Below are 25,321 nucleotides of genomic sequence, written 5' to 3' on the forward strand. Positions count from 1 at the left end.
GCGGGATCGCTCACATATATAGTTAAGCACACGACTGTTGGTTGTGTTTTATATTTACTACAGCTAACCTGAAATAGATGAAGTCACACTCGCAATTAAAGCAAAAAAAGACTTCAACCACCGGGTATGCTCTTGTAATTCACCTTACTGCCCTTATATCAATCTCAATGTAAGATCTTCTTTGGAGGTGACTATGATTATCGCCAGCAAATTCGGTATCGGCCAACAAGTACGTCATAAGCTTCTTGGTTATTTAGGAGTCATCGTGGATATTGATGTGGAATACTCTCTGGAGCAACCCCAAGAGGATGACATTGCATCTAATGCTACCTTGCGTTCAGCTCCCTGGTATCACGTTGTGATGGAAGATGACAACGGTCAACCTGTACATACTTATTTGGCTGAAGCACAATTAGCCTATGAAATATCTGATGAACATCCAGAACAACCTTCTCTAGATGAGCTAGCAGAATCTATCCGCAATCAACTACTGGCCCCAAGACTGCGCAATTAATCTCCCATTTATATCTAAACAACCTAAGGCAGTTATCGTGTTTTAAGCTGCCTGTACGGCAGTGCACATAATGTATCACTCATATTTCTACCCTCTTTCTTTCTAAGCTGCCTGTACGGCAGTGCACGCATCGATTCAATCTTATCAATTACTTGGCCCTTTCTAAGCTGCCTGTACGGCAGTGCACCCAAATGCGTTGATAGAGATAAGGGTCTCGCGTTTCTAAGCTGCCTGTACGGCAGTGCACTAAATCTGAAATCAGATGGGTTCAGTGTCTTGTTTCTAAGCTGCCTGTACGGCAGTGCACCTGGGAACTGATTTTTTCGGCCAACTCATGCATTTCTAAGCTGCCTGTACGGCAGTGCACTTTTGAGGTGAGCTAATGCAAATCAGTGAAAATTTCTAAGCTGCCTGTACGGCAGTGCACACGGGTACTGGAATAATAATACATGGAACAACTTTCTAAGCTGCCTGTACGGCAGTGCACATAAAATTTATGGTATTTATTCGCCACGTCTGTTTCTAAGCTGCCTGTACGGCAGTGCACGGGCTGTGGTCAAGAGGTTTTCCTTTCTCAAATTTCTAAGCTGCCTGTACGGCAGTGCACCGCTGCCACAAGCCTCCATCACTATTTTGGAATTTCTAAGCTGCCTGTACGGCAGTGCACTTCTGTTTTGCTGGTTTTACTGCAGTAGCTAATTTCTAAGCTGCCTGTACGGCAGTGCACTTCACCAAACCATTCATCTATTACATAATGCATTTCTAAGCTGCCTGTACGGCAGTGCACAACAGGGCCGTGAGGCCCTTATTGTTGTGTGGTTTCTAAGCTGCCTGTACGGCAGTGCACTGTTACATATTAACCTTAAGTTGCTGACTGTTAAAGAATATAATGATAAAAAATGAAAAAACCCTTTTTTTAGGAGATATCTAATTTTTCTTTTAAATCAATAGGTTATTTTTTAATGATAAAAAAGGGTCAAAACTGGAGTATAGCAAAAGCGCCATATCTTATAGCAATAAAAGTGTAGATTCTGGCAAAATTTAGCCACCACAAGAACAACCAAATGTTCCTTAACATATTGTAATAACTGAAAAAATAAATTCTATAAGATGTCTAGAAAAGTAAACTCAATATCCAACTTAAACATTATTTGAACACTTGAAACCCGGACACCGCCCCTCATCCAACGCTTTAGTTTGTATTAGATATTGGTGCCAGGCTCCCTTCATCCGCCGATTAGAAACCAAATAATTACAAGCTGATAAAGATTATTTTTCGAGTCCCAATCTTGGTATTTCAATTTTCGGGCAGCGATCCATAACAACTTCCAGACCAGCTTCTTCTGCCAACACTTTTGCTTGTTCGTTAATAACACCAAGTTGCAACCAGAACACTTTTGCTTTGATATCTATAGCTTCTTGCGCAATGTCATATGCAGCTTCAGCATTACGGAATACATCAACTATATCAACAATCTGTGGAATATCGGCCAGTTGTGCATACACTTGTTGCCCAAGCAATGTTTGTCCGGCAAGTTTCGGGCTGACAGGAATCACCTGATAGCCTTGTTCCAGTAAATAAGCCATAACTTTATAACTTGGACGAGTAGTTTTTTCACTCGCACCTACCAGAGCGATAGTTTTTGCTCGTTTTAGTATGTCTGCAATTCGCTGGTCACTCATTTACTCCTCCCCAAAATTCGGTGTTTTACTTTGTTTATTTATTACAATGTATATGATAAACATTGTTATCAATTGGACTAACTACGTTCGAAAACACAATAACGATTACTAAAGACATTCTCATGGAATTGACAACTCGCACAATGGCAATCGCTAAAAATATAGCGCTTATTGCACATGACCACTGTAAAATTTCACTATTAGCCTGGTCCAAAAAACATAAGAATTTACTCAAGAAACACCATTTATACGCTACCGGCACAACCGGTAATCTGATTCAGAACGAAACCGGATTACCTGTTACCAATATGCTTAGTGGCCCAATGGGTGGCGATCAACAAATTGGTTCTCTAATCTCAGAAGGGAAAATTGATGTGTTGATATTTTTCTGGGACCCACTTAATTCCGTACCTCATGATCCTGATGTAAAAGCACTGCTGCGCCTTGCTACAGTATGGAATATCCCCGTTGCAACCAATCTGGCTTCTGCGGATTTTATTGTTGGTTCTCCTCTGTTTTCTGAATCAGTAAGTATTCAAGTGACTGATTATCAACACTATTTGAATGAACGTCTGAAATAAGTCTTTACAACATATACCTACAACTACGCGCTTTCTCCAAGTCAGATACTAGAAAAAAACAAGAGTGGGACTCCCAGAAAAGATATCCCATGATAACCCTGAATATTTCAGCCCGGCAAAACCTCAAGGTTTACGTTGAACGGGCACATTTAGCCGCTCTAACTGACGCACAAACACCGATGGATTCTTCTTGTCATGCATCAACCACACCTGCTTCTTCGCCCGTGTTAATGCAACATACAAAAGGCGACGCTCCCCCGCATCCGGAAAATCTTCCGGCAGAGGCAATAAAACCTGCTCCATCACAGATTCCCTTGCTGGTGTAGGAAAACCATCTTGCCCCTGATGCAAGCCAAGAATAATTACATAATCCGCTTGTCGCCCTTTGGAAGCATGGACAGTCATAAACTCTATTTTCAATTTAGGCCAGCGAGTTGCGGCTTTTTTCAGTAATTCAGGTTTCAAATAGTGATAACGTGCTAGTAATAAAATCGTTTCCTGCTCAGTGACATAACCACTCATTTTATTCAATAAAGATTCAAGTTGATCTTCTGGCAGGATAACAATTGATTTTTTATTACCCTTAATCAAACTATTTAATGGCTTCCTTAATTGATTTGGGTTTTGTTGCACAAACTCATTAGCAACTTCACCAATCCGATCATTAAACCGATAAGAGATATCCAATACACATTCAGCATCTTTACCAAAATAATCAGCAAATGTGGTAGTCAACATCGGTTCCACACCACTGAAACGATATATTGCTTGCCAATCATCCCCTACGGCAAACAGGCAGCTTTGACTGTTTTGCGCTCGCAATGCAGTGAGCAATTTGGCCCCTAATGGTGAAATATCCTGAAACTCATCCACCAGAATATGCTTCCACGGGCTGATAAACCGTCCTTTATCCAGAATATTCACCGCCTGATGGATTAACCCTGAGTAATCAACAGCACCTTCTGTTTTTAATTCAGATTTCCACGCCTTTAATAAAGGCCCCACCAAACGAATACATTTTTGGAACCGATCCAGATACTCTTCCTGAGCTTGCTCTATCATCGCCTTCTGGCTACCACCATGTATACGCATCAAACCCAACCAACGCTCAAGCCGGTCTGACAAACGGTTAGCAAGTTGTTTATCATGCCAAAATTCACCTTCCGGCACTTCCCATTTCAACTCTTCCGTCAGACATTCCCGCCAACCTTTAGCCTGTGCTTTCTTCTCACTACATTGTTGTTGCCAGTGTTTAATCAAAAAATCTCTTCTTTTTTGCTCATCAGTTTCTAGCTCACTGATTTTTGGCACTTTATTACTTCCTTGCTGAATGATATGCAACGCCAGAGCATGAAACGTTTTTACTTTAATATCATTCACACCAAGACGGATATGAATCCGTTCATTCATCTCACTTACAGCCTGATTATCAAACGCTAACAGTAATATCTGTTCGGGAATCACCTGCTGGCGAAGTAATAACCAACCCGCTCTCGCAACTAACACAGATGTTTTTCCACTTCCCGCGCCAGCAAGAACCAGAACTGAATTTTCACCGTTAACAACAGCCAAACTCTGAGAAAGATTTAACGGAGATGTTTCTACCCGCTGAAAAAAGTCACGATGTTGCTCCAACATACGTTCAGTCCATTGCAGATTCATCTTTTCAACAAGCTTTTCGCCATTCTCAAGCCAGCTCAAACACGTTTGATACCCATCCCGACAATTATCAAATTGTTCCAGACGTTGTAACGGCAATGGTAAAGCCTGAAACTCTGCCTGAATCTGCTGTTGCAACTGGAATAAATCCGTTTTTTTAAACCAGCGATTCTGTTGGTCAATTCTGTTAATTTCACTAACCTGAGTCGCCAGCACATTAGCGCTAATACCACTCATCTCCTGGCTCCATTTCTGCCATTCACCAAGCAGATAATGGTAAAAACGCTGAGTTTGCCGCCATTCAGTGCCGTGAAGGCGAACCGCTTGTCTATCGGGCAGTTCAAACTCTAATTCACCCCAGACGATACCTCGTTTACACTGAATATTAATTAGCTGGTTAAATGGGATAAGGTATTGATGCTTTTCACCACTGACTTCAATACCCGCATTCAGCAAACGCACCCGATTATAAGGATGCTGAGCAAGACGTTGGCCAATTTGTGTTGCTTTAAGTTCCATTATTGAGCGCCATACCTAAAAAATAGTTGAATTATGTCTGATAAGCGTTTTTTATCACTAATAAACCTTTTATCATAATGTTACTTATGACCGTTATTATTACCTCAGAGGTATTTTGTGCTAACTGTTTTCTCCGGTCCGCGCCGTTTTCTTGATAACAGTCATTTTCTCTATTACAACCGTATCGTGACTGTTCCTCGCCGTAAAAAACGGCGAAGCTTCCCACTTCTCAGGCAGCAACCGCCTTTACGATGGATTGACGCTGGCCTCCGTGGGCAAATTGTTATTTCTGGCGTATTGTTCTTCACCTTCCGCAATACCCAGTATGCACATGCAACTCTGTTTATCACATTACTGGTATTATTATGCTTCAATTTGTTAGCGGTAAATTTCATCTGGCAAGACTGGAAATTCCGCCAGTTCTCACAAGTGATAAATCGGACGATAAACACCAATTGTCGCTACCTTGATGCTATTTTGGTTCAATATTATCAGGGTAAAGATAATGGATTGAACTATCGAATTACCCGCCGTGATGCCCATAATAGTGACGCAGAACTGGCATCCGTTATTTCAAACATGTCTGCCGAGCCGAAAAGTGACCAGACTGTTCAAGAAAGGGCAATCCTGTTATTGTGCCCATACTAAGTTACATCTCTGCGCTGGGAGCACACCGAGATAAATTGGATAATAAAGTCATTCTGGACATTTTTGATGATGCTGTTTGTTATATCGATATAGCATTAAAATCTGCATTAATAGATGATGATGGAATTAATCAATTGCCTATCAACATAGTGAAAAGAATTGAGCAAGCTCCGGCAGAAAGAAATAGTAAAGAGCAACTGGTATTGCAACAAACCGGTTTATTAATAGAATTGTCACCTGAAATTGTTAATATCATTAAACAAATTAATCAATTATAACTAGATTGATATACTGGGGCAGTTGACTGCCCCTTTCATTAGCTATTCTCGATAAAGATCTAACAAGCCAGTTCCTTGTGCCAGCGTAATAAATCATTACGGATCTGTACCGGTAAAACGGCTGAATGACACCCTTCAATTGCACCAGCCAAAGCAAGCAATAAATTAATATTAGATTTTCTTTTATATTGATGCAGTTTTAAATAACTGGCTTTCGCACCTAGCAACCGTAAATCTTCAACTTTACATATTCCAACTTTCCATAACTGGCGTTCTAAAGACATTCCAAGATTAGGCAAATCCTTCAAGCGCTCCGGCATTTTCTTTTTACCCGCCATTTCAATAAATGAGTAGTGATAAGCCAAATACGCATATTGAGATAACAACTCTTGATCTTGCCAAAGTGATTCAACCACTTGGTAATAACGCAAAGTTACAGGCACTCCCTTTTTCGAGTAAATATAGTTTTTCATTCCTCTGGCTTTAAATAATACTTCAGCATGTCCATTTCCTCGTAAATATAATTCTCCATCAGCAATAATAGCGAACATAATCCCATCAGATAACAGGCTGTAACCGCCAAACTGTGGCTTCCTTGTCAATGTTCCAAACGACGAAAAACCATTTTTGAGTTGAGTAAAACGCACCTCAGACAAAAACATACAGATCACTCCATGAGTTTTGTACAAATAAATCTCTTATCCATAGATTTGTCCCAGTTATTAGTAAAATAAATAACAGGAACAGGTAATTAAAAACATACGCAATTCAATTTTCTCTGCCAATGGTTAAATGAGTTTACAGCCATTTACAGTCAATATTTGCGAAGCTCTTTGAAAAAATAGACTTGATCTTAGCCTGATATGAAGATACTGTATATTAATACAGTTAATCGTGGCGAGGTTCATTATGGGCATTCAATCATCCTGGGTTTACCCTTCTAAACATCAGTCAACCAAAAAGCAGCTATCACTCTCTTCACCTACACAAGATAATGCAGCCAAAAGAGAGGGGGTCGTGAAAGAGGGTAAAGAAGGTATAGTGAGTGAATTGATTTATAGTGATAACCAATATAGCGATAACCAAGCTATCATTAATCGTATATTGCTACCTTTGTTACGCCAATCAGGAAATGAGGCTCGCTGGTTGCTATGGGTTAGTCCACATAAGAAACTAAGCCGCCAGTGGTTAATTAACTCTGGATTACCTTTAGATAAGATTGTCCAATTAAATCGCATCAGCTCCATTACAACGGTAGAAGCAATGGAAAGAGCATTGGCGAGTGGTAATTACAGCGTGGTACTTGGCTGGTTACCAAAGTTATCAGGGAAAGATACCGTAAAATTACAGGCTGCGGCACAAAAAGGTAATGCACTAGGCTTTATTATGCGCCCACAAGATGTAAATAAAGAAACCAACTGTGCTGAATCGCGAGCAGGTTTACTAAAAATCCACTCCATTTACTATCATTGACCAAAACTAGGAATTATCGCAATATTTATAACACAAAATAACCAATCCAGACCGAAAATCACTAATCACAATTAAAATCAATTAATTAAGGTAAGATTAGTTGTAAAGAATAGTAAATTTCTTAGAAAAATTATACATTACCTTTTAAATTTTTTACTCTATTAATCAAAGGGTACTTGTAACTTTTTAACTTCGTTGTAGACTTTACACCATTAAAGGTTACTGCACTTAGTACCCTTGTATTGTTTAGTCTATCGGTTTTATGAAAAAGTGCAGTATTCCTCTAACTGAGTTTTTAATCAATATAGCTCGACAGCCTATCTTAGTAGATATTAAACGATGCTAAATTAGTACAAGCCATTCTTATGGGTGAATAGTGAACACGAAAACACGCAAAATTCAAAGTGTACGCACAATAATGGTACCGGAGAATTTGAGCACAATTCAGTGCTCACTTTTATTACAAAGAATGGAAAATGAAAGCCTAATGGGACAGGCAGTAAGAGCCTATCCTATATAGGCGTAATTGTTGCAGGCCATTCTTATCAATGAACAGTGAACACGGACAGCGCGGAAAAACCGGAGCGTACACATAGTACGTGAGGATGACTCGCTTCGCTCGCCCTACGGGCCGCACTAAAGTGCGTTCAAAAGCTAACGCTTTTGTTTGAGCACTGCCCTAGTTCGCTCTTTATGGCAAAGAAGGGCAAATAAAATAACCCTATTGGGATAGGCAGTAAGTAAAAAGGCTCCCAAAGCCAATTGCCTATTGGGTGATGATAATAACGAGGCGTTAAAATGAAAAAGACAGCTATCGCGATAGCAGTGGCAGTGGCCGCTTTCACAACTGCAACGCAAGCAGCTCCAAAAGACAACACTTGGTATACCGGTGGTAAGTTGGGTTGGTCCCAATACCATGACGTAAACTTCTACGGCAACGGTTATACCAGTGCAATCGGTAATGGCCCTACTCACAAAAACCAATTGGGTGCAGGTGCTTTCTTAGGTTATCAAGCCAATCCATACCTGGGTTTTGAAATAGGTTATGACTGGTTAGGTCGCATGTCTTACAAAGGCAGCGTCAATAATGGCGCTTTCAAAGCCCACGGTTTCCAATTGGCAACCAAACTGAGCTATCCAATTATGGATGACTTGGATATCTATACTCGCTTAGGCGGTATGGTTTGGCGGGCAGATTCCAAAGCAAATTACGGCGCAACCAATACTCATCTGAAAAATCATGACACCGGCGTTTCTCCACTGGCGGCCATCGGTGTTGAGTATGCGATAACTAAGGACTGGGCTACTCGTCTGGACTACCAGTGGGTTAACAATATCGGTGACGCAAGTTCAGTAGGCGCACGTCCTGATAACGGTCTGTTGAGCGTAGGTGTTTCTTACCGTTTCGGCCAAGATGAAGCAGCAGCCCCAGTCGTTGCTCCGGCTCCGGTTGTTGTTCCAACACCAGCTCCAGCACCCATTGTTGAAAATAAACGTTTTACCCTGCGTTCTGACGTACTGTTCGAATTTGCAAGTTCCGAGCTGAAAACCGAAGGTAAACATTCTTTGGATCAACTCTATACTGAGCTAGCAAACATCGACCCAAATCAGGGCAAGGTACTGGTCTTAGGCTACACTGACCGTATCGGTAAAGACGTTTACAATCAGAAACTGTCTCAAAAACGCGCTCAAAGCGTAGTTGACTATCTGGTATCGAAAGGTATCCCTGCCAGCAGCATCAGCGCAGAAGGCCACGGTAAAGCAAATCCAGTCACTGGTTCTACCTGTGATAAGATTCGCAAACCTAACCTAATCAACTGCCTGGCGCCAGATCGTCGCGTAGAGATCGAAATTCAGGGCATTAAAGAAGTTGTTACTCAAGCAAAATCCGCTCAATAATAGCCTTTCTTGGTTATAATTAATCATCAAAAGCTCAGAAAGCCCCATGCAAATGGGGTTTTCTTTACACTTACAGTGAAATTATTATACCAAACCTACTTAAGGAGCTTGTTGCGATATCAATCTATAAAAACTGAAATTACTCTTTCTGGCCCAGAATAGCTTCTAAGTCATGTTTCAAGCTAGACATCTGATTGGCATATTTTTCTTTCCGTTCAGCATCTTCAATTAACTGGATGATAGTTTCTGACAGCGTATTACCCCGTCGCTGAGAAAGTGCAGATAAGCGATGCCACACGGGAAAATCTAAATCGATAGATTTCTTACGAGTATGCTGATGTTCCGCATTAAAATGCCGCTTACGCCGAGCTCGGATAGTTTGTTTCATTCGGTTGGATAAATCAGGATTCATATGTTGCTCAATCCATTTCAGTACCCTTACCGGTTCACTCTCAAGTTCAATGAGTTTGTCAACTGCTGCATGAGCAGCACTGTTTTCAATATATTTAGTAATTAGCTCGCCTTCTTGATGTTTTTTCATCAGATAAGCCCACTTCCAGCCACATTCCAAATTTTCCAGTTGTTGATATTTCATCTTACTTTCTCAGTGACAACGTAACTAAAAATAAGCATAACAACTATTTTAGTAAATTGCTCATAGCCAAACTGATTAATCTCTGCTTTTTGATCAAATTATGTTTTACATAAAGTGTCTACGATAGCAAACATTCAAGCATGTTGGTTTATATCTTAATCTTGTATAATCGGCACTTTCCTACTTTACAATATATAGCGATCATTTTGACCACTAACAAACTAGACTGGCAGGCATTACTGCCGAATTGCGCACCTTATGATGCGCTCTTTCATTCTGCTTCCCAACAGGCGCCTGCCAGTATGGAAGCCGTTCAATCACGGCTACATAGTGGTTTGCAGCTTTTTTGCCGGATGGATTCCCGCCAGCCTTTTATGCTACTGAAAGCTGAAGAGTGTGATACTTATTTGTCAGCGTTAGCTGAGTCTATCCATCCATTACTCACGAAAGACCTTCCCCAAATTGGTGGCAATTATCACATCCAGCAACAGAAAATTAGCTGGCAACCATCAACAGAAGGCCATTTCACACCGGAGTTACGCGTGGCCTATCGTGAATGGATAGAAGCAGAGCAATTATTTGGCTGCTTCCACTCTCACAACGGAGAAATTCACTTACAACCCGGTCTGATCCATCAAGTAAATGGTGGTGTACTTATTCTGCCATTACGCACCCTACTTTCTCAGCCATTAATGTGGGTTCGCCTGAAACAGATGATTATTCAGCAACGCTTTGAATGGTTGTCTCCGGATAGCAACAAACCGTTACCATTGCCTATCCCCTCTATGCCATTAAAGCTACGTTTGATTCTGGTTGGAGATCGCCTAAACCTTGAAGAGTTTCAGGCAATAGAACCTGAATTAGCAAAAAGCGCTCTGTATGGTGAATTTGATCTGGATATGCCATTTCATAATGAGCAAGATTTAAGCCTATGGTGCAATTATATCAATGGGCTTATTCAACAATGGCAATTGCCTCCATTGAATCATAATGCCTGGTCTGAACTTGTCCAACAAGCAACTCGTCATACAGAAGATCAATACCGCCTGCCTTTGGATATTCTTTGGCTACAACGGCAACTCACTACCGCCGCGCTCTATCAGCAAGAAAATCAAATTACAGCTCAATCCATTAAACAAGCAGAGGAAAATCGCCGCTGGCGTCACAACTATCTGCCAGAACGTGGTTTAGAGGAAATTCATCAAGGCCAGATTCTTATCCGCACCCAAGGGATGGTCATTGGCCAAATTAATGGATTATCTGTGCTGGAGTACCCCGGCCACCCTGATTCAGTAGGAGAACCATCCCGCATCACTTGCGTGGCTCATGTAGGAGATGGGGAATTTATTGATGTTGAACGCAAAGTCGAGTTAGGTGGCAATATCCATGCGAAAGGCATGATGATTATGCAAGCATTTTTGATTTCCGAGCTAAAATTGGATCAACCGCAGCCTTTCTCCGCATCTATTGCATTTGAACAATCTTATAGTGAAGTTGATGGCGACAGCGCTTCTCTTGCCGAATTATGTGTGCTGATTAGTGCTCTTTCCCTGCAACCTATTGATCAACAACTGGCGGTTACAGGTGCAGTAGATCAATTTGGTTACGTTCAACCCATCGGTGGTATTAACGAAAAAATCGAAAGTTTCTTTGAAGTATGCCATCGCAGAGGGCTAACTGGTCAACAGGGGGTTATCCTACCAGCGGCGAACATCCGTCATTTATGTCTTAACCAAGCTGTTGTAGATGCGGTAAAAGCGCAAAAATTCCATTTATGGTCAGTAAAACATGTTTCTGAAGCGCTGCCTTTATTAACAGGTATCCCTTATTATGATCAACAAGAAACACACTTGTTAGCTATAATACAAGAACGTATAACACAGGCGAATAATCAGGAACGGCCTAAATTCCCGTGGCCTTTTCGCTGGTTAGGTTAATTCAGAATGTCTGATCGGAGTTGTTCAGCGTACAAGTGTACTCTATTATTTACCTTACATTAAATATAAGGCTATCTGATAATTATGGTTGATAAACGTAAATCCTACACAAAAGAAGATCTCATCGCATCTGGGCGGAGTGAGTTATTTGGAGAAAATGGGCCTCCATTGCCATCTGGTAATATGCTAATGATGGATCGCATCATTGAAATGACAGAAAACGGTGGTACCTACGATAAAGGTTACATAGAAGCCGAGCTGGATATTACCCCTGATTTATGGTTTTTCGACTGCCATTTTATTAATGACCCGGTAATGCCCGGCTGCCTTGGCCTCGATGCCATGTGGCAATTGGTTGGATTCTTCCTTGGCTGGTTAGGTGGCGAAGGAAAAGGCCGCGCCCTTGGCGTTGGCGAAGTTAAGTTCACCGGCCAAGTATTACCAACAGCGAAAAAAGTCACTTACCGTATCAATTTTAAACGCGTTATTAACCGTAAATTGATTATGGGACTGGCTGACGGTGAAGTGTTAGTAGATGGTAAAATCATCTATACGGCAACGGATTTGAAAGTGGGCTTGTTTAAAGATACCAGCGCTTTCTAATCAATAATCAGTAACATATCGAAAAGAAAGGTGACTGGCTAATTGCTTTTCACCTTTTTCGCTAAAAGCACACCACCAAGCAAACAGCATACTATTTGAAAAAAAATATTTGCTTGAAAAAATACTTGATATTGTTTTTGTCCTTCAAAGACAATTTCGGTTATATCTTAGAGTATGAGATTCAAAATCAAACTCTAACCTACCTCGACCAATAATAACATGAAACCACATCTGAATGGCTTGCAATATAAGCATTTAGTTTATTGCTGGCTAATTAGCATGCAATTGACAAATTGTGCTATGCTCAAATTAACCTGACATATCAAATAAGCTCATAAAAGCATACTGATATCAGGTTTAACATTAATAAAGCTTAATATTTTTGATTATTATTGATAAACACAACCAAGGGTAATTTATATGAACATCAGAAAAATACTGCTCATAATCGTAGCATTAACTGTTACACCAACTGCCATAGCGCTAAATAAGATTGAAGGTACCATTGAGATGCTACAAGCATCTAACACTAATGGCGATTGCCTTGGAAAAATAGTCACTCCTACTCGCGCCCAAGGATTTCGGTGGGTATGTACTTATAGTGCCGGGTCGATACTTTTATCAATGCTTCAAACCGCCTATTCAAGTCATGAAAATGTAGCCATAGCAGTCCAGGGGGATACGGAATATAGCCCTCTCTATAAGGTTCAATTACGTCACAAATGTTTATCAAACCCTGCTTACTGCAATTATCCTTCGCATTAGTAGATAAATTACTTGATGGCCGCAATATCAGCCATATTGGAGGTTAAATAGGATGTATGAGCTGGCGGCCATGAATGATATCTCATCAAATTTCGCAAACGGAATCCCAAAAAGAACAATACAAAGAAATAAGAAGCCAGCACATTATTCACATTAATTGCTATACGTACCCTATTTACCACACTCAGTGCATCAGCATATCCGTCGTATGATGTCTTAAATTAGGTTAAACAAGGATTCAATCTGACAGATATCTGTATAAGCAATCAGTCACTGTCAGATTAAATTTGGGATATATACACGTTGATTAAGAAATGGTGGTTTTTTCTTACCTAACCGATACATCAGTTTGGCAGACTAAGCCATCATCGCCCTGTCTTCCATAGCCTGACGCCATCCTCCTAACCAGTGAGAACGGGCATCTAATGAATAATAGGGACAATGCTCCCTTGGGCGCCCCAAAATACCTGCATGGTACCCTCTCGATAACGCACGTGCTAAACGATCTCGTTTCTGTCTCTTCATGCTTTTATTTACCTCATAAGCTAGATCAGTAGAAAGAAAACAGTGGTCATCATTTATCCAACCACAATTTAGAAATACCCCTATAAATTTTGAAAATCAAGTCAAGAAATTCATATTAATGTAATATTTGTTATATCAGTACAGAAAAAATGAATAAGATATTAATAATAAAGAGAAATTTTTATCCTGCTGATAATACCAATTTTCTCCGAGCGTAAGGGTTTTACACCCGGAGAATGGCGGAGAGTTACGATTGGGGAATTAACTGACTGGCAATAGCTTGCGCCAACTGACTCCATCCTTTTGCCAATGTGCGAACTAAATCATCATAACCATCTTCTTCCTGTTTTAGCTCTATATTAAAGGGCTGCTTAATGACACTCGCCTCACTCCCCTGACAAGTTAATGTCCAGTAACCTTGCAAAATCACCTTACCATCATAACGACCATGAAAACTGGTTACTGTTACATCCAAAGTATCTGGCTTATTAACCACTGGTTGGGCAGACACTAAACGCTGTGGCAAAGCTATGGTTAATTCCGCTACCAACACTTGCTGTAACTGCTGTTCAAGTGGACTTGCCCACAAATGATTCGCCGCACTGATATAACTAACATCGCTACTTTGATATACCACACCGGAGGATGACAGGTAATCAGACAACATAACCCGTTGTACCCATAATTGGCGATCATGCTGCACAATAGCACTCTTTTGTGATGCTATTGTGACTACCGGCAATTGATAATAAGTTTTTTCCGGCTGACGGCTACAAGCAGAAATAAAAATCACTAAAATTAATGCCACTCTTCTCATCATTTTTTAGCCTTTTTTGGTTCTGGATCTTCAATTGGCTTAGCCTCAAAAACTAATGCATTGCTCTTATTATTCAGCGTTCTCAGCACAGGCCGCAGTTCACTCAACACTTGATCTAATCGCTGCATATTATCCAACATCTTGTTATAAGCCGGTGAACCAGGCTGGAAGCCTTGCATACTGCGATTAAACTCCTGCAATGTTTTCTGTATATCTTTCGGCAGATCTTTGGTTTCAGGATTTGCCAGCACTTTATTCAATTCATCAAGAGTCTGCTGTGCTTTTCTGATTGCTTTCTGACTCTCTTCTAAAGTACGAATAGCCTGATTAAACATTGGCTCAACCGGCATATTATTAATTTTGTCTAACGCGGCAATAACCTTATGTTGAATTTGAGCAAGGCCGCCACTGATTGTTGGTAATAGCGGATAGCCTGCAATTTCATACGGGCCAACCCACCCTTTTTCATTCGGATAAAAATCCAAATCAATAAACAGCGCCCCCGTTAACAAATTACCTGATTTGAGAGAGGCTCGCAGACCGCGTTTGGTTATGCTATTCAGCTCTTTCTCAACATCAAACCCTTCCCCCAACTCCTTCTCAAATCGCTCCGGCTCAATGGAGATAAGTACTGGAATACGAAAATCATTATCCAGTCGCTGTCTCATTCCCTCAGAGTAGAACGGTACTTTCGCCACAGTTCCCATTCGGATACCACGGAACTCCACCGGCGCGCCCGGTTGTAATCCTCGAACAGAATCAGAGAAGAGCAACAGATAATCTTTATGTTCGGTATATAAAGAATCTTGAATGCTTCTTTGGTTATCAAAAAGTTTGTAAGTGGCTTTTTCTTTAATTGGCTCACCCAATTCCCAACCCTTAGGTACATCAAAGCTGACGCCACCACCAAACAGCGTTGATAAAGAAGCCATTTCAACACGCACCCCTTGAGAAGACATATCAAAGGTAATACCACTCTCTTTCCAAAAACGGACATTGGTTGTCAGCAAACCATCATAAGGCGCATTAATAAATAGCTGATATCTCATCAAATGCGATTGCGGTTCAAACTCGTTGGTTTCAACAGAACCAACCCGATAACCACGAAACAACACCGGATCGCCCGGATTAAGCTGACCTGCTTTATCACTAATTAGGATAACACGGATACCTTTTGCATCAGGTGAAGCTAATGGTGGTGAGTCCAACAAATTAAATTTATCTTCTTCATCACCATTCGTTCCTGGCTGAAGTTCAATAAAAGCCCCGGACAGAAGAGTACCAAGGCCAGATATTCCATCACGACCAATCTGTGGTTTCACGACCCAAAAAGCACTATCACTATGTAATAGATTTTCCATGCCATCATTCAGCCGGGCCTTAATAATAACTTGACTAAGATTATCACTCAGCATGACCTTCTCAACCACGCCGACATCCACACTACGGCTTTTAATTTTAGTTTTTCCGGCTTCAATGCCTTCCGCGTTAGAAGTAATCAACGTTACTTCCGGCCCTTGGTGGCTGAAATGGTAAAACAGTATCCAGGCACCAATAAGCACAGTGACAATCGGTACAATCCAGATTGGTGACCAACTTTTAATTTTATCGATTTTAGCCTGACTCTGGTCTTCAACTTTATCCGTCACCTTGACACTCCTTCATTGCCTTATAACGAATGTTTAACGTTGGTTCTATCCCAAATTAAGCGCGGATCAAATGTTATTGCCGCAAACATGGTCAGGATCACAACTGAAGCAAAAATAACTGCCCCCATTGCGGGGTAGACACTCATCAATTTCCCCATACGCACCAATGATGACAATATTGCGATAACAAATACATCAATCATTGACCAACGGCCAACAAATTCAACAACTTCATAAATAAAATGCATTCGGGCGGAATCTCGTTTACCGCGCCCTTTGGCATCCCAACATAACCAGCCAATTGCCAGCATTTTCAGTGATGGCACCATAATACTGGCAATAAAAATGACTAAAGCCACCGGATATGAACCTACGCTCCACAGTAGTATCACGCCAGCCATAATAGTGGAATCACTCTGATTACCTAATGATTCAGTCACCATCATCGGCATGACATTAGCAGGAATATAAAGCATTAAAGCCGTCACTATCAGCGCCATTGTCCATTGCAGACTGTTACGACGGCGGGCATGTCCACGAGTATGACAACGTGAACAGACTAACTGGTCTGCCGGTAAAATAGCTGTACAGCACTGACATAATCGAACCCCCTGCACTAACCCCGCTTTTCCTGCCTGTAACGATATATTCACCTTAGGTGCGAGCGCTATCTGATTCCATAACCAGTGGCGATCCAAACATTGAAATGCTCTCACCTGGAGAAGGCAGAACAGGCAATATGGCAAAAAACTTAAACCTAACCCAATATCACCATAAGCCATTAATTTAACAAAGCTGACTAATACCCCTGCCAGAAAGATTTCAACCATACACCAGCTTTTCATCTGAAATAAAACCCTGGCCAACCAGATTTTTATCTTCTGAGAAATAACAACACCCTGGCATAAGAGAATAATCGCTACCATACAAAACGCAGGCACCAATTGAACACAGAGTAAAAAGAATGTTCCCACACTGACGTAATTTTCATTAAACATCACCTGAGGGATTTGAGATAAGGTAATTTCACTGCCAATTCCCGCCACACTCATGCTAACAAACGGAAACAGGCAGGCCATTAACAGCATAAATAATGCGCTGACGGCATAACCTGTTGGCTGATGTTTAGGTTCTTTCCACCATGTGACTAATGTCGTCTTACAACGAGGACAAACCGCCTTCGTTCCCTGCCCTCCTTCTGGCAATGTCGCCAGCAAATCACATTGAGGGCACAATACCATTTCATGATGATGGTTACTGGAACACAAGGTTTTTCTCCTGTAAGGAAATTGGGAAATCCACAGAATCATACTCAGAAAAATTCCGCAGCATGATTCTGCTAATTATGTTAATTATCGACTGTTTTTCAATGTTTCTAATTCATGCCAGCGATCAAAAGCAGCTTCTAATGCTTGCTCTTTTTCAGACAGCTCAGTCAGTATTTTTTGGGTTACTACATGAGGCTGATTAAAAAATTCAGGATCACTCACTTGAGATTGTAACTGATCAAGCTCTTCTTCCAATTTCTCCAGCAATGATGGTAATTGCTCTAACTCTCGAAACAAATGGTGGCTCATTTTGTTACGAGAACTTTTTGGCGATTCTTTAACCTTTTCTACTTTGACTTCCGTTGGCAGTTTTTTCTCATTTTGTCGGCGCAACGATATAGTTTGTTCACGCTGTTGTTGAGCATCGTAATAACCGCCAACATAATTATTGATCACACCATTACCTTCGAAAATCCAACATTCAGTCACGGAGTTATCAACAAATTGACGATCATGACTGACCAGCAATACAGTACCTGTATAATTGTCTACCAGCTCCTCCAGCAACTCTAATGTTTCCACATCCAGATCGTTGGTTGGCTCATCAAGCACCAACAAATTACTGGGTTTTAGGAACAGACGCGCCAGTAACAACCGGTTCCTTTCACCCCCAGAAAGCGCTTTAACCGGTGTCATTGCCCGCTTCGGATGAAACAGAAAGTCCTGCAAATAACCCAGAACATGACGAGGACGACCATTCACCATCACTTCCTGTTTACCTTCAGCCAAGTTATCCATTACAGTTCTTTCCGGATCAAGAGCTATCCGATGCTGATCAAAATAAGCAACTTCTAGTTTAGTACCACAATGAACACGACCGCCATTAGATTGCAGCTCACCTAGCATCAGTTTCAGTAAAGTTGTTTTGCCACAACCATTTGGCCCCACCAGTGCAATTTTATCCCCACGCTGAATTTGCGCACTGAAATTATTGACCAGTTTCTTTTCACCAATTTGATAGTTAACATTTTCCAGCTCAAAGACAATTTTGCCGGAACGACTCGCTTCTTCCATCTGTATTTTAGCGGTTCCCATTACTTCACGGCGTTGGGAACGTTCAACACGTAATGCTTTCAATGCTCTGACACGTCCTTCATTACGAGTACGACGTGCTTTAATCCCCTGACGAATCCACACTTCTTCCTGAGCCAACTTACGATCAAATTCAGCGTTCTGCATCTCTTCCACGCGCAACGCATCTTCTTTGCCTTCAAGAAACTTATCGTAATTACCCGGCCACGACACTAACTTACCGCGATCTAAATCGACAATGCGGGTTGCCATATTGCGAATAAATGAACGGTCATGGGAAATGAAAACAAGACTACCCTGAAAATCTTTCAGGAAGTTTTCTAGCCATTCAATCGTATCAATATCCAGGTGGTTAGTGGGTTCATCAAGCAGTAAGACTTTTGGTGAACTGACCAACGCCCTCCCTAATGCCGCCTTACGCAACCAACCACCTGAAAGTGAAGAGAGCTTTGCCTCCGCAGGTAAAGAGAGCTGTTTCAATACGTCATTAATACGGCTGTCCAGTGACCATAGCCCACGAATATCCAGCACCTCCTGCAATTCCGCCAAGCGGTTGAGGTTTTTCTGATTCGGTTCTTGCTCCACCAAACGGGAAACCTGATGAAAAGATTTAATATATTCGGCCTGCTCCTGAACACCTTCGGCAACAAAATCAAAAACCGTCCCCTCCACATCACGGGGAGGGTCCTGTTGTAAACGGGAAACAACCAGATCCTGTTCGTAAATAACCTGACCATCATCCAACGGCTGCTCTTTTGCTAATACCCGTAACAAAGTCGACTTTCCAGCACCGTTACGACCAACCAGACAAACTCTTTCATTTTCTTCTATATGCAATTCTGCATTATCAAGTAATGGCGCATCACTGAACGACAACCACGCACCAGATAAATTGATCAACGACATAGTAATTATTTTTCCTCACCAGCATGGCGTAATAACCAGCAGTTGTGAATCTGACGGTTACGGGCAAAATCCTGCGACTGGGTTTTACTGGTGATCTCTTCCGCCACCAAGCCAACTTTTTCCAGCTCCGCAAAATCCATTTTAAAACCTCGTTTATTATTGGAGAACATCAGCGTTCCCCCACGACGCAACAAGCGCTTAAGCTGTCTCATCAACATGATATGGTCACGTTGTACATCAAATGCATCTTCCATTCGTTTAGAATTGGAGAACGTCGGCGGATCAATAAAAATCAAATCAAACTGTTCACCGGCCCGAGCTAACCAAGCGAGACAATCTGCCTGAATCAACCGATGCTGACGCCCTGTTAATCCATTAGCCTGTAGGTTCCGTTCAGCCCATTCAAGGTAAGTGCGAGACATATCAACCGTCGTTGTTGAACGTGCGCCGCCTAGCCCAGCATGTACTGTCGCAGATCCGGTATAAGCAAACAGGTTCAGAAAATCTTTTCCTTCACTCATTTCACCTAGCATTTTCCGGGCAATACGATGATCAAGGAACAAGCCAGTATCCAAATAGTCAGTTAAATTAACCCAAAATTTTGCGTCATACTCATTTACCAAAAAGAATTCCCGTTTTTCTGCCATTCTTTCATACTGGCTTTTACCTTTCTGACGCTGACGAGTTTTAAGTACTAATTGATTTGATGAAAGCCCAAGAACTTGCATCGTTGCACTGATAGCATCGAATAAACGCTGACGCGCTTTATTGGTATCAACGCTTTTCGGTGGAGCATATTCCTGGATCACTACTTTATCCGCATAACGGTCAACAGCCACATTGTATTCTGGCAAATCAGCATCATACAGACGGTAACAATCAATCCCTTGCTGTTTCGCCCAATGAGTTAATTTCTTTTCATTTTTACGCAGGCGGTTGGCATAATCTTCCGCCACATTCATCTCTGATGAGTGTGGTTTATCTGACAACTGATAATTTTTCTGTACGCAATCCAATGGACCATTTTTAGCTTTAAACTCACGTTCAGCCCGTAATTGCAAGCAGCTTAACAACTCAGGCGATGCACTGAATAGAGACAAACGCCAGCCAGGGAAACGGCTTTTCATTATCCGCCCAAATAAACTGTGTAGTGCAACCAATGCAGGTTCACTTTCCAATCGCTCGCCATAAGGTGGATTACTTAACACTGTTCCAGTTGGGCCTTCTGGTAACGGATTTTCCAGACGACTGGCATCACCTTGCTGGAAAGTTATTAACTGTGCAACCCCGGCTCTACGAGCATTTGACCGAGCCATATCCAACACTCTGCGATCAATATCAGAACCAACAAAACGGGAAACTGTCTCCTGAAGACCTTTACGAAAGCGGATCTGCGCTTCTGTGGTCACTTCACGCCAAATTTCTTCATCATGTTGCAACCAGGCAATAAAGCCCCAGTGGTTACGATGCAGACCAGGAGCACGATCAGCCGCCATCATTGCTGCTTCAATCAATAATGTGCCGGAACCACACATAGGATCGACCATCGGAGTACCAATCTGCCAGCCTGAACGTAGAATAATCGCCGCAGCCAGATTTTCTTTCAGCGGAGCCTGACCAGCAAGATCGCGATAACCTCGGATATGCAAACCATCGCCACTCAAATCCAATGCAACACTGGCTCTCTCTTTATTCAAAAAAACATTAATGCGAATGTCCGGCTGTTGCTTTGCCACATTGGGGCGTTGATCTAACTTACGAATAAAGCTATCGACAATGGCGTCTTTAACCTTGAGTGCGCCATATTGCGTATTCCGTATCTCTTCATTTGTGCCACTGAAATGCACAGAGAAAGTACTGTCTATAGAGACAATCCGGCTCCAATCAATAGACTGAACGCCAAGATAGAGATCTAAATCGCTATAGACATTAAATTCGTTTAGCGGTAGCAAAATACGTGATGCCAGCCTGCTCCACATCAGGCTTTTATACATCACTCTGTCATCACCTTGAAAATGAACTCCGCCTTGCACAATTTTGCATGATTGCGCCCCCAGCATTTCCAGTTCGTTCTTCAATAATTCTTCTAATCCACGCGCCGTGCTGGCAAACAGAGAGTTCATGTTACATATCACCAAAAAGAAAATTGTTACGCATTATAGCTAATCCAGGTGACATGTCATAAAGTTGCGTGTGTAAAAAATGTTTCATGGAGATTAACGGATGATCACTCTGTCTCGCCTGTATACCCACCCGGTAAAGTCTATGCGTGGTTTGCAACTTTCCCATGCATTAGTCAGTGAAAGCGGCCTTATATTTGATCGCAATTTTATGGTCACAACAACAGACGGGACTTTTATTACCGCCCGTAAATATCCGCAAATGTTGTTATTTACTCCAGCTATGTTAAATAACGGCATTTATCTGCGTGCGCCCAACGGAGAAAATGCCACCGTACTTTACAGTGATTTCCTACCTGAACAGCAGCCCACGGAAGTATGGGGCAACCATTTTACGGCTCTAATTGCACCAGAAACAATTAATCAATGGTTAAGTCGTTTCTTTGATATTCCAGTGCAATTACGCTGGTTAAGCCATGAATTAAGCCGCAGGGTAAAAAAACACCCTGAAATTCCATTATCATTTGCTGATGGTTATCCATTTCTACTCATTAATGAAGCTTCATTTCACTTATTACAACAGCGTTGTCCGGCCAGTATTAAATTAGAGCAATTTCGCCCAAATATTGTTATTACCGGTGCGGAAGCATTTGCAGAAGACAATTGGCAATCAATTCAGATTGGCGATGTTATTTTTGATTTACCCAAACCCTGTAGCCGCTGTATTCTGACAACCGTCAGTATTAATAAAGGTATTAAAAATCCCAACGGAGAGCCATTAGCGACATTGCAATCATTCCGTACAGCAGAAAATGGTGATGTCGATTTTGGTCAGAATCTCACTGCCCATTCGAGTGGTATTATTAGAATCGGAGATAATGTCACTATATTAGCTAAAAAAAATCCACGTAAATATGGCAGTGGCGAAAAAGCTGAAGATATTGATTTACCAAAAATAAATGAGCAATCTGTCACTATTGAATATAATGGAAAAACCTTTACAGGTAATAATCAACAAATTATTTTAGAACAACTGGAACAACAAGGAATTAAAGTACCCTACTCATGTCGAGCGGGAATATGTGGATGCTGTAAGATTTCTTTAGTTAAGGGAGAAGTTTCTCCTTTAAAAGCCACAGCGATTAAAAACGATGGACATATTCTAGCTTGCTGTTGTATTCCAAAAAGCAACCTTATTCTTAATAATAACAAAGAATAGATCTTTAAATTAGAGTTAAACTAACGTGCCATAAATTGGCACGTTGATTTCCCGGAGATTTCATTAATTCTGTTGTAACTCTCAGTAATAACCCTGATTATTACGAGCTATGTATTTCTCCCTATTCAAACTAAACTCCAATTCCTCTATCCGTCCTCCCCTTTTGGCAATAACACTGCCTAAAAGGGAAGAAAAATCAATAAATTTCATAAAGAAATTAGTCACCATAGTTATGGTAATAACAAATTGATTATAACAATAATGAATTAATTATTACCATAATGAATTTATAACTACCGTCATAAAATGATTACACTCTAAATCAGGAGCTTAAGTAACCCAGACAACACACCAAAGGAGTAAGTCATGGCACGTATTGTCATTGCAGCGGTCGCAACCCCTGGACACGTCTATCCAATGTTAAAGGTCGCTCAATCACTAATCGCACAAGGACATCAGGTAACCGTATTTACCGGTGCGTTATTTCGCCAACAGGTGGAAGCTTTAAGCGCACAATTTGTCCCTTTTGATGAACAGATAGACTTTGACTATCGTCATTTAGAACAGCATTTCCCTGACCGTGCTCAACTTCCTCCGGGAAATGTGCAAATGGCACTGGCATTCAAAAATTTCTTCTCAGCTCCAATCCCAGTTCTTGACCGCCAATTACGGCAAATTATCCGTGAACAACAAGCAGATCTGCTTATAGCCGAGAACTGCTTTTATGGCATATTACCCCTGCTGCAAGAAGAAAAAACCCATCGTATTCCAATGATAGTCATTGGCATAACACCTTTGGCTTACTCTTCGAAAGATTCAATTTTCTGGGGGCCACGTATCCCACCCGCGGTATTACCGCCAGAATTGACCCATGAACAACTCGTGGATGAAACCAACCAGCAACTCATAGCCGAAGTACAGGATAGCTTCAATGACGCATTAGTTCAGTCAGGAAGCTCTGCGTTAACCAGACCTTTCAACGATGAAGTAATTCTCAGTGCTGATCGCTTTTTGCAACTATCAACTCTGGCATTTGAATACCCACGAGAAGGATTGCCTGATACAGTCCATTTTATTGGCCCCCTCCCCAATCCAGCACCGACAACAACATCACCTCAATTATGGGAAGAAGATGATCCACGTCCATTGGTTATAGTTACTCAAGGTACTATCTCCAATACCGATTTAAATCAGTTGATTCTCCCCACATTGCGTGCACTGGCTACATTACCGATACGTATATTGGCAACCACCGGTGGCAGATCGGTAGAGACACTGAGTAAAGATCTACCCGAAAACGTGCGTATTGAAGAATTTATTTCATTTGAGCACTGGCTGCCAAAAGCTTCACTGCTAATATCCAACGGAGGTTATGGAACCATCAATTATGCTCTCAGCCACGGGACTCCGTTACTCATTGCAGATGCAGGAGAAGGCAAGCAGGAAGCGGCTTTTCGTGTTGTATGGGCTGGATGCGGTACTAATCTGGATACAGCACACCCCACTGAATCTCAACTTAAACAAACAGTGGAAAATATGCTGAGTACAGACTTGTTTAAACAACGTGCGCAAATTGTCCAAAAAGATTACGCAAGACATGATGCATTAGCAGCAATATCCCGTCACATAGAACAATTAATTCATTTATTTTTAACTTAACCTATTGAATTAAAATGATTATATTTATTTTGTGTCCCGATATTGACCACATGTCGAGAAATAGCCCTGATTTTCGGGGCTTTTAATATCCAAATTCAGGTAAGATAAAAAGTTCACGGAAACCCGTTTTATCGTATGGGTTTCTACTACAAATAGAGGATAGATTTAATGAAAAAATATATCTGCACGCTATTTTTACTTGTACTGACATCATTCAGCGTTTTTGCACAATCAACCAATTACTCAGTTTTACAAAAATCAATGCGGTCATGGCAACCACTATCAATCAGTGATAGCGGAGATGTCATTACACTAACGATGGATGAAGGTCAGGTAACAAGCGACATTTATAAGTCAGTAATTAAGATGGGCGTATGTGGCCCAATCTGGCTGGGTGTCAAAAATTCATACTTGAAAAATACAAAAGAGATTCGTGTACTGAACAGACATAACTATATTGGCTATGTTTTTGAAAATCCACGTTCATCATGTGATGACGTTGGCAAAGCAACAGATGATAATGTTGATCTTATCATTTTATCTCACACTCACGGTCACATGAATCGATAATCTTTGTCAGTCTAAGAATAAGCCCAGTTTTCTGTCTCGGGCTTATTCGTTTTCAATCAGAATCCAAACCCTATTTGCTCATCACCGTAATGACTGGCCGGAAATGCCATCTTTGGTAATTTAAAATTGGGTGGCAATTCTTGTTGATTGGGTGTACAGAGATAGCGTTCGACTGTTGTAATCGTTGTAAACGTACAGCCACAAAGGAGGTTTTGACATTGATGATAACTACGACGAGTTTCTTCACTCATCATTTCACTTGTGCGGGTTTTTGCTACAGCATTGCAGCGGGGACATATAAACGCCATGATATACCTCTAATCAGGGGTTTGCTTAATATAA

Annotated in this window: 20 protein-coding genes, 1 pseudogene and 1 CRISPR repeat array; of the genes and pseudogenes, 10 read left to right on the forward strand and 11 right to left on the reverse strand. The window is 41.3% G+C overall.

Annotated features, from left to right (window positions below):
* Positions 1 to 193: 193 nt before the first annotated feature.
* Entirely contained in the window at positions 194 to 514 is a 321-nt protein-coding gene (gene hspQ / locus Phpb_RS13040) for a heat shock protein HspQ (RefSeq protein WP_065390695.1), read from the forward strand.
* A 39-nt stretch (positions 515 to 553) separates the two neighbouring features.
* Positions 554 to 1,361: a CRISPR direct-repeat array (repeat unit 28 nt; unit sequence TTTCTAAGCTGCCTGTACGGCAGTGCAC).
* A 422-nt stretch (positions 1,362 to 1,783) separates the two neighbouring features.
* On the opposite strand, the gene Phpb_RS13045 is transcribed toward hspQ, so the two are convergent.
* Entirely contained in the window at positions 1,784 to 2,197 is a 414-nt protein-coding gene (locus Phpb_RS13045) for a CoA-binding protein (RefSeq protein ID WP_065390696.1), read from the reverse strand.
* 122 nt (positions 2,198 to 2,319) lie between these two features.
* On the opposite strand from Phpb_RS13045, the gene mgsA reads away from it, so the two are divergent.
* The gene (mgsA, locus tag Phpb_RS13050) at positions 2,320 to 2,778 is read left to right on the forward strand and encodes a methylglyoxal synthase (RefSeq protein WP_065390697.1); all 459 of its coding nucleotides are present in this window, start codon (positions 2,320 to 2,322) and stop codon (positions 2,776 to 2,778) included.
* Between the two features lie 123 nt (positions 2,779 to 2,901).
* Here mgsA and helD read toward each other — a convergent pair whose 3' ends face one another.
* On the reverse strand, positions 2,902 to 4,956 hold the full coding sequence (helD, locus tag Phpb_RS13055; RefSeq protein WP_065390698.1) for a DNA helicase IV: 2,055 nt from the start codon (positions 4,954 to 4,956) through the stop codon (positions 2,902 to 2,904).
* Positions 4,957 to 5,199: 243 nt separating this feature from the next.
* Between helD and Phpb_RS24500 the strand changes: the two are divergent.
* Positions 5,200 to 5,882: pseudogene (locus Phpb_RS24500) on the forward strand (YccS family putative transporter); the annotation flags it as partial.
* Between the two features lie 59 nt (positions 5,883 to 5,941).
* Here Phpb_RS24500 and Phpb_RS13070 read toward each other — a convergent pair.
* Positions 5,942 to 6,544, reverse strand: a complete 603-nt coding sequence (locus tag Phpb_RS13070; protein WP_036778848.1) for a TfoX/Sxy family DNA transformation protein — start codon at positions 6,542 to 6,544, stop codon at positions 5,942 to 5,944.
* 247 nt (positions 6,545 to 6,791) lie between these two features.
* Between Phpb_RS13070 and sulA the strand changes: the two genes are divergently transcribed.
* Positions 6,792 to 7,355, forward strand: coding sequence for an SOS-induced cell division inhibitor SulA (sulA, locus tag Phpb_RS13075; protein WP_065390701.1), 564 nt, complete (start codon positions 6,792 to 6,794; stop codon positions 7,353 to 7,355).
* Positions 7,356 to 8,153: 798 nt separating this feature from the next.
* Positions 8,154 to 9,254 carry a porin OmpA gene (gene ompA / locus Phpb_RS13080; protein ID WP_065390702.1) on the forward strand — a complete coding sequence of 367 codons (1,101 nt, stop codon included), beginning with the start codon at positions 8,154 to 8,156 and terminating at the stop codon, positions 9,252 to 9,254.
* Positions 9,255 to 9,393: 139 nt separating this feature from the next.
* On the opposite strand, the gene matP is transcribed toward ompA, so the two are convergent.
* Positions 9,394 to 9,849, reverse strand: a complete 456-nt coding sequence (gene matP, locus Phpb_RS13085; protein ID WP_065390703.1) for a macrodomain Ter protein MatP — start codon at positions 9,847 to 9,849, stop codon at positions 9,394 to 9,396.
* 206 nt (positions 9,850 to 10,055) lie between these two features.
* Between matP and Phpb_RS13090 the strand changes: the two genes are divergently transcribed.
* Entirely contained in the window at positions 10,056 to 11,786 is a 1,731-nt protein-coding gene (locus tag Phpb_RS13090) for an AAA family ATPase (RefSeq protein ID WP_065390919.1), read from the forward strand.
* A gap of 84 nt (positions 11,787 to 11,870) precedes the next feature.
* Positions 11,871 to 12,389, forward strand: a complete 519-nt coding sequence (gene fabA, locus Phpb_RS13095) for a bifunctional 3-hydroxydecanoyl-ACP dehydratase/trans-2-decenoyl-ACP isomerase (protein WP_065390704.1) — start codon at positions 11,871 to 11,873, stop codon at positions 12,387 to 12,389.
* A gap of 1,122 nt (positions 12,390 to 13,511) precedes the next feature.
* Here fabA and rmf read toward each other — a convergent pair.
* From rmf to rlmKL, 6 genes are all read right to left on the reverse strand, one after another.
* Positions 13,512 to 13,679 carry a ribosome modulation factor gene (gene rmf, locus Phpb_RS23835; protein WP_011146047.1) on the reverse strand — a complete coding sequence of 56 codons (168 nt, stop codon included), beginning with the start codon at positions 13,677 to 13,679 and terminating at the stop codon, positions 13,512 to 13,514.
* A 247-nt stretch (positions 13,680 to 13,926) separates the two neighbouring features.
* Entirely contained in the window at positions 13,927 to 14,499 is a 573-nt protein-coding gene (gene pqiC, locus Phpb_RS13105) for a membrane integrity-associated transporter subunit PqiC (RefSeq protein ID WP_082302576.1), read from the reverse strand.
* A complete protein-coding gene (pqiB, locus tag Phpb_RS13110; protein WP_065390706.1) occupies positions 14,496 to 16,145 on the reverse strand; it encodes an intermembrane transport protein PqiB in 1,650 nt (549 codons plus the stop codon). The genes pqiC and pqiB overlap by 4 nt, the downstream gene beginning before the upstream one ends.
* 20 nt (positions 16,146 to 16,165) lie before the next feature.
* Positions 16,166 to 17,413 carry a membrane integrity-associated transporter subunit PqiA gene (gene pqiA, locus Phpb_RS13115; protein WP_065390707.1) on the reverse strand — a complete coding sequence of 416 codons (1,248 nt, stop codon included), beginning with the start codon at positions 17,411 to 17,413 and terminating at the stop codon, positions 16,166 to 16,168.
* Between the two features lie 84 nt (positions 17,414 to 17,497).
* Entirely contained in the window at positions 17,498 to 19,411 is a 1,914-nt protein-coding gene (locus tag Phpb_RS13120; RefSeq protein ID WP_065390708.1) for an ABC transporter ATP-binding protein, read from the reverse strand.
* Positions 19,412 to 19,416: 5 nt separating this feature from the next.
* The gene (gene rlmKL, locus Phpb_RS13125; protein ID WP_065390709.1) at positions 19,417 to 21,534 is read right to left on the reverse strand and encodes a bifunctional 23S rRNA (guanine(2069)-N(7))-methyltransferase RlmK/23S rRNA (guanine(2445)-N(2))-methyltransferase RlmL; all 2,118 of its coding nucleotides are present in this window, start codon (positions 21,532 to 21,534) and stop codon (positions 19,417 to 19,419) included.
* 100 nt (positions 21,535 to 21,634) lie between these two features.
* Here rlmKL and Phpb_RS13130 point away from each other — a divergent pair, with 100 nt between their 5' ends.
* The 3 genes from Phpb_RS13130 to Phpb_RS13140 all read left to right on the forward strand — a co-directional run bounded on the left by Phpb_RS13130 (position 21,635) and on the right by Phpb_RS13140 (position 24,979).
* Positions 21,635 to 22,750: a YcbX family protein gene (locus Phpb_RS13130; RefSeq protein WP_065390710.1), complete on the forward strand. Its 1,116-nt coding sequence runs from the start codon at positions 21,635 to 21,637 to the stop codon at positions 22,748 to 22,750.
* Positions 22,751 to 23,116: 366 nt separating this feature from the next.
* The gene (locus Phpb_RS13135) at positions 23,117 to 24,409 is read left to right on the forward strand and encodes a glycosyltransferase (protein WP_082302577.1); all 1,293 of its coding nucleotides are present in this window, start codon (positions 23,117 to 23,119) and stop codon (positions 24,407 to 24,409) included.
* Positions 24,410 to 24,577: 168 nt separating this feature from the next.
* Entirely contained in the window at positions 24,578 to 24,979 is a 402-nt protein-coding gene (locus tag Phpb_RS13140) for a hypothetical protein (protein WP_065390711.1), read from the forward strand.
* A gap of 56 nt (positions 24,980 to 25,035) precedes the next feature.
* Here Phpb_RS13140 and Phpb_RS13145 read toward each other — a convergent pair whose 3' ends face one another.
* Positions 25,036 to 25,287, reverse strand: coding sequence for an ogr/Delta-like zinc finger family protein (locus Phpb_RS13145; RefSeq protein ID WP_065390712.1), 252 nt, complete (start codon positions 25,285 to 25,287; stop codon positions 25,036 to 25,038).
* Positions 25,288 to 25,321 lie beyond the last annotated feature (34 nt).

Source organism: Photorhabdus namnaonensis (assembly GCF_001684335.1).
Lineage (GTDB): Bacteria > Pseudomonadota > Gammaproteobacteria > Enterobacterales > Enterobacteriaceae > Photorhabdus > Photorhabdus namnaonensis.

Excerpts from the sequence above, each read along its gene's own strand:
- Phpb_RS13070 (WP_036778848.1), bottom strand. The coding sequence starts at position 6,544 with ATGTTTTTGTCTGAGGTGCGTTTTACTCAACTCAAAAATGGTTTTTCG.
- sulA (WP_065390701.1), top strand. The coding sequence starts at position 6,792 with ATGGGCATTCAATCATCCTGGGTTTACCCTTCTAAACATCAGTCAACC.
- pqiC (WP_082302576.1), bottom strand. The coding sequence starts at position 14,499 with ATGATGAGAAGAGTGGCATTAATTTTAGTGATTTTTATTTCTGCTTGT.
- fabA (WP_065390704.1), top strand. The coding sequence starts at position 11,871 with ATGGTTGATAAACGTAAATCCTACACAAAAGAAGATCTCATCGCATCT.
- helD (WP_065390698.1), bottom strand. The coding sequence starts at position 4,956 with ATGGAACTTAAAGCAACACAAATTGGCCAACGTCTTGCTCAGCATCCT.
- hspQ (WP_065390695.1), top strand. The coding sequence starts at position 194 with ATGATTATCGCCAGCAAATTCGGTATCGGCCAACAAGTACGTCATAAG.
- Phpb_RS13140 (WP_065390711.1), top strand. The coding sequence starts at position 24,578 with ATGAAAAAATATATCTGCACGCTATTTTTACTTGTACTGACATCATTC.
- ompA (WP_065390702.1), top strand. The coding sequence starts at position 8,154 with ATGAAAAAGACAGCTATCGCGATAGCAGTGGCAGTGGCCGCTTTCACA.
- Phpb_RS13135 (WP_082302577.1), top strand. The coding sequence starts at position 23,117 with ATGGCACGTATTGTCATTGCAGCGGTCGCAACCCCTGGACACGTCTAT.
- rlmKL (WP_065390709.1), bottom strand. The coding sequence starts at position 21,534 with ATGAACTCTCTGTTTGCCAGCACGGCGCGTGGATTAGAAGAATTATTG.
- matP (WP_065390703.1), bottom strand. The coding sequence starts at position 9,849 with ATGAAATATCAACAACTGGAAAATTTGGAATGTGGCTGGAAGTGGGCT.
- Phpb_RS13145 (WP_065390712.1), bottom strand. The coding sequence starts at position 25,287 with ATGGCGTTTATATGTCCCCGCTGCAATGCTGTAGCAAAAACCCGCACA.
- Phpb_RS13045 (WP_065390696.1), bottom strand. The coding sequence starts at position 2,197 with ATGAGTGACCAGCGAATTGCAGACATACTAAAACGAGCAAAAACTATC.
- rmf (WP_011146047.1), bottom strand. The coding sequence starts at position 13,679 with ATGAAGAGACAGAAACGAGATCGTTTAGCACGTGCGTTATCGAGAGGG.
- Phpb_RS13120 (WP_065390708.1), bottom strand. The coding sequence starts at position 19,411 with ATGTCGTTGATCAATTTATCTGGTGCGTGGTTGTCGTTCAGTGATGCG.
- mgsA (WP_065390697.1), top strand. The coding sequence starts at position 2,320 with ATGGAATTGACAACTCGCACAATGGCAATCGCTAAAAATATAGCGCTT.
- Phpb_RS13130 (WP_065390710.1), top strand. The coding sequence starts at position 21,635 with ATGATCACTCTGTCTCGCCTGTATACCCACCCGGTAAAGTCTATGCGT.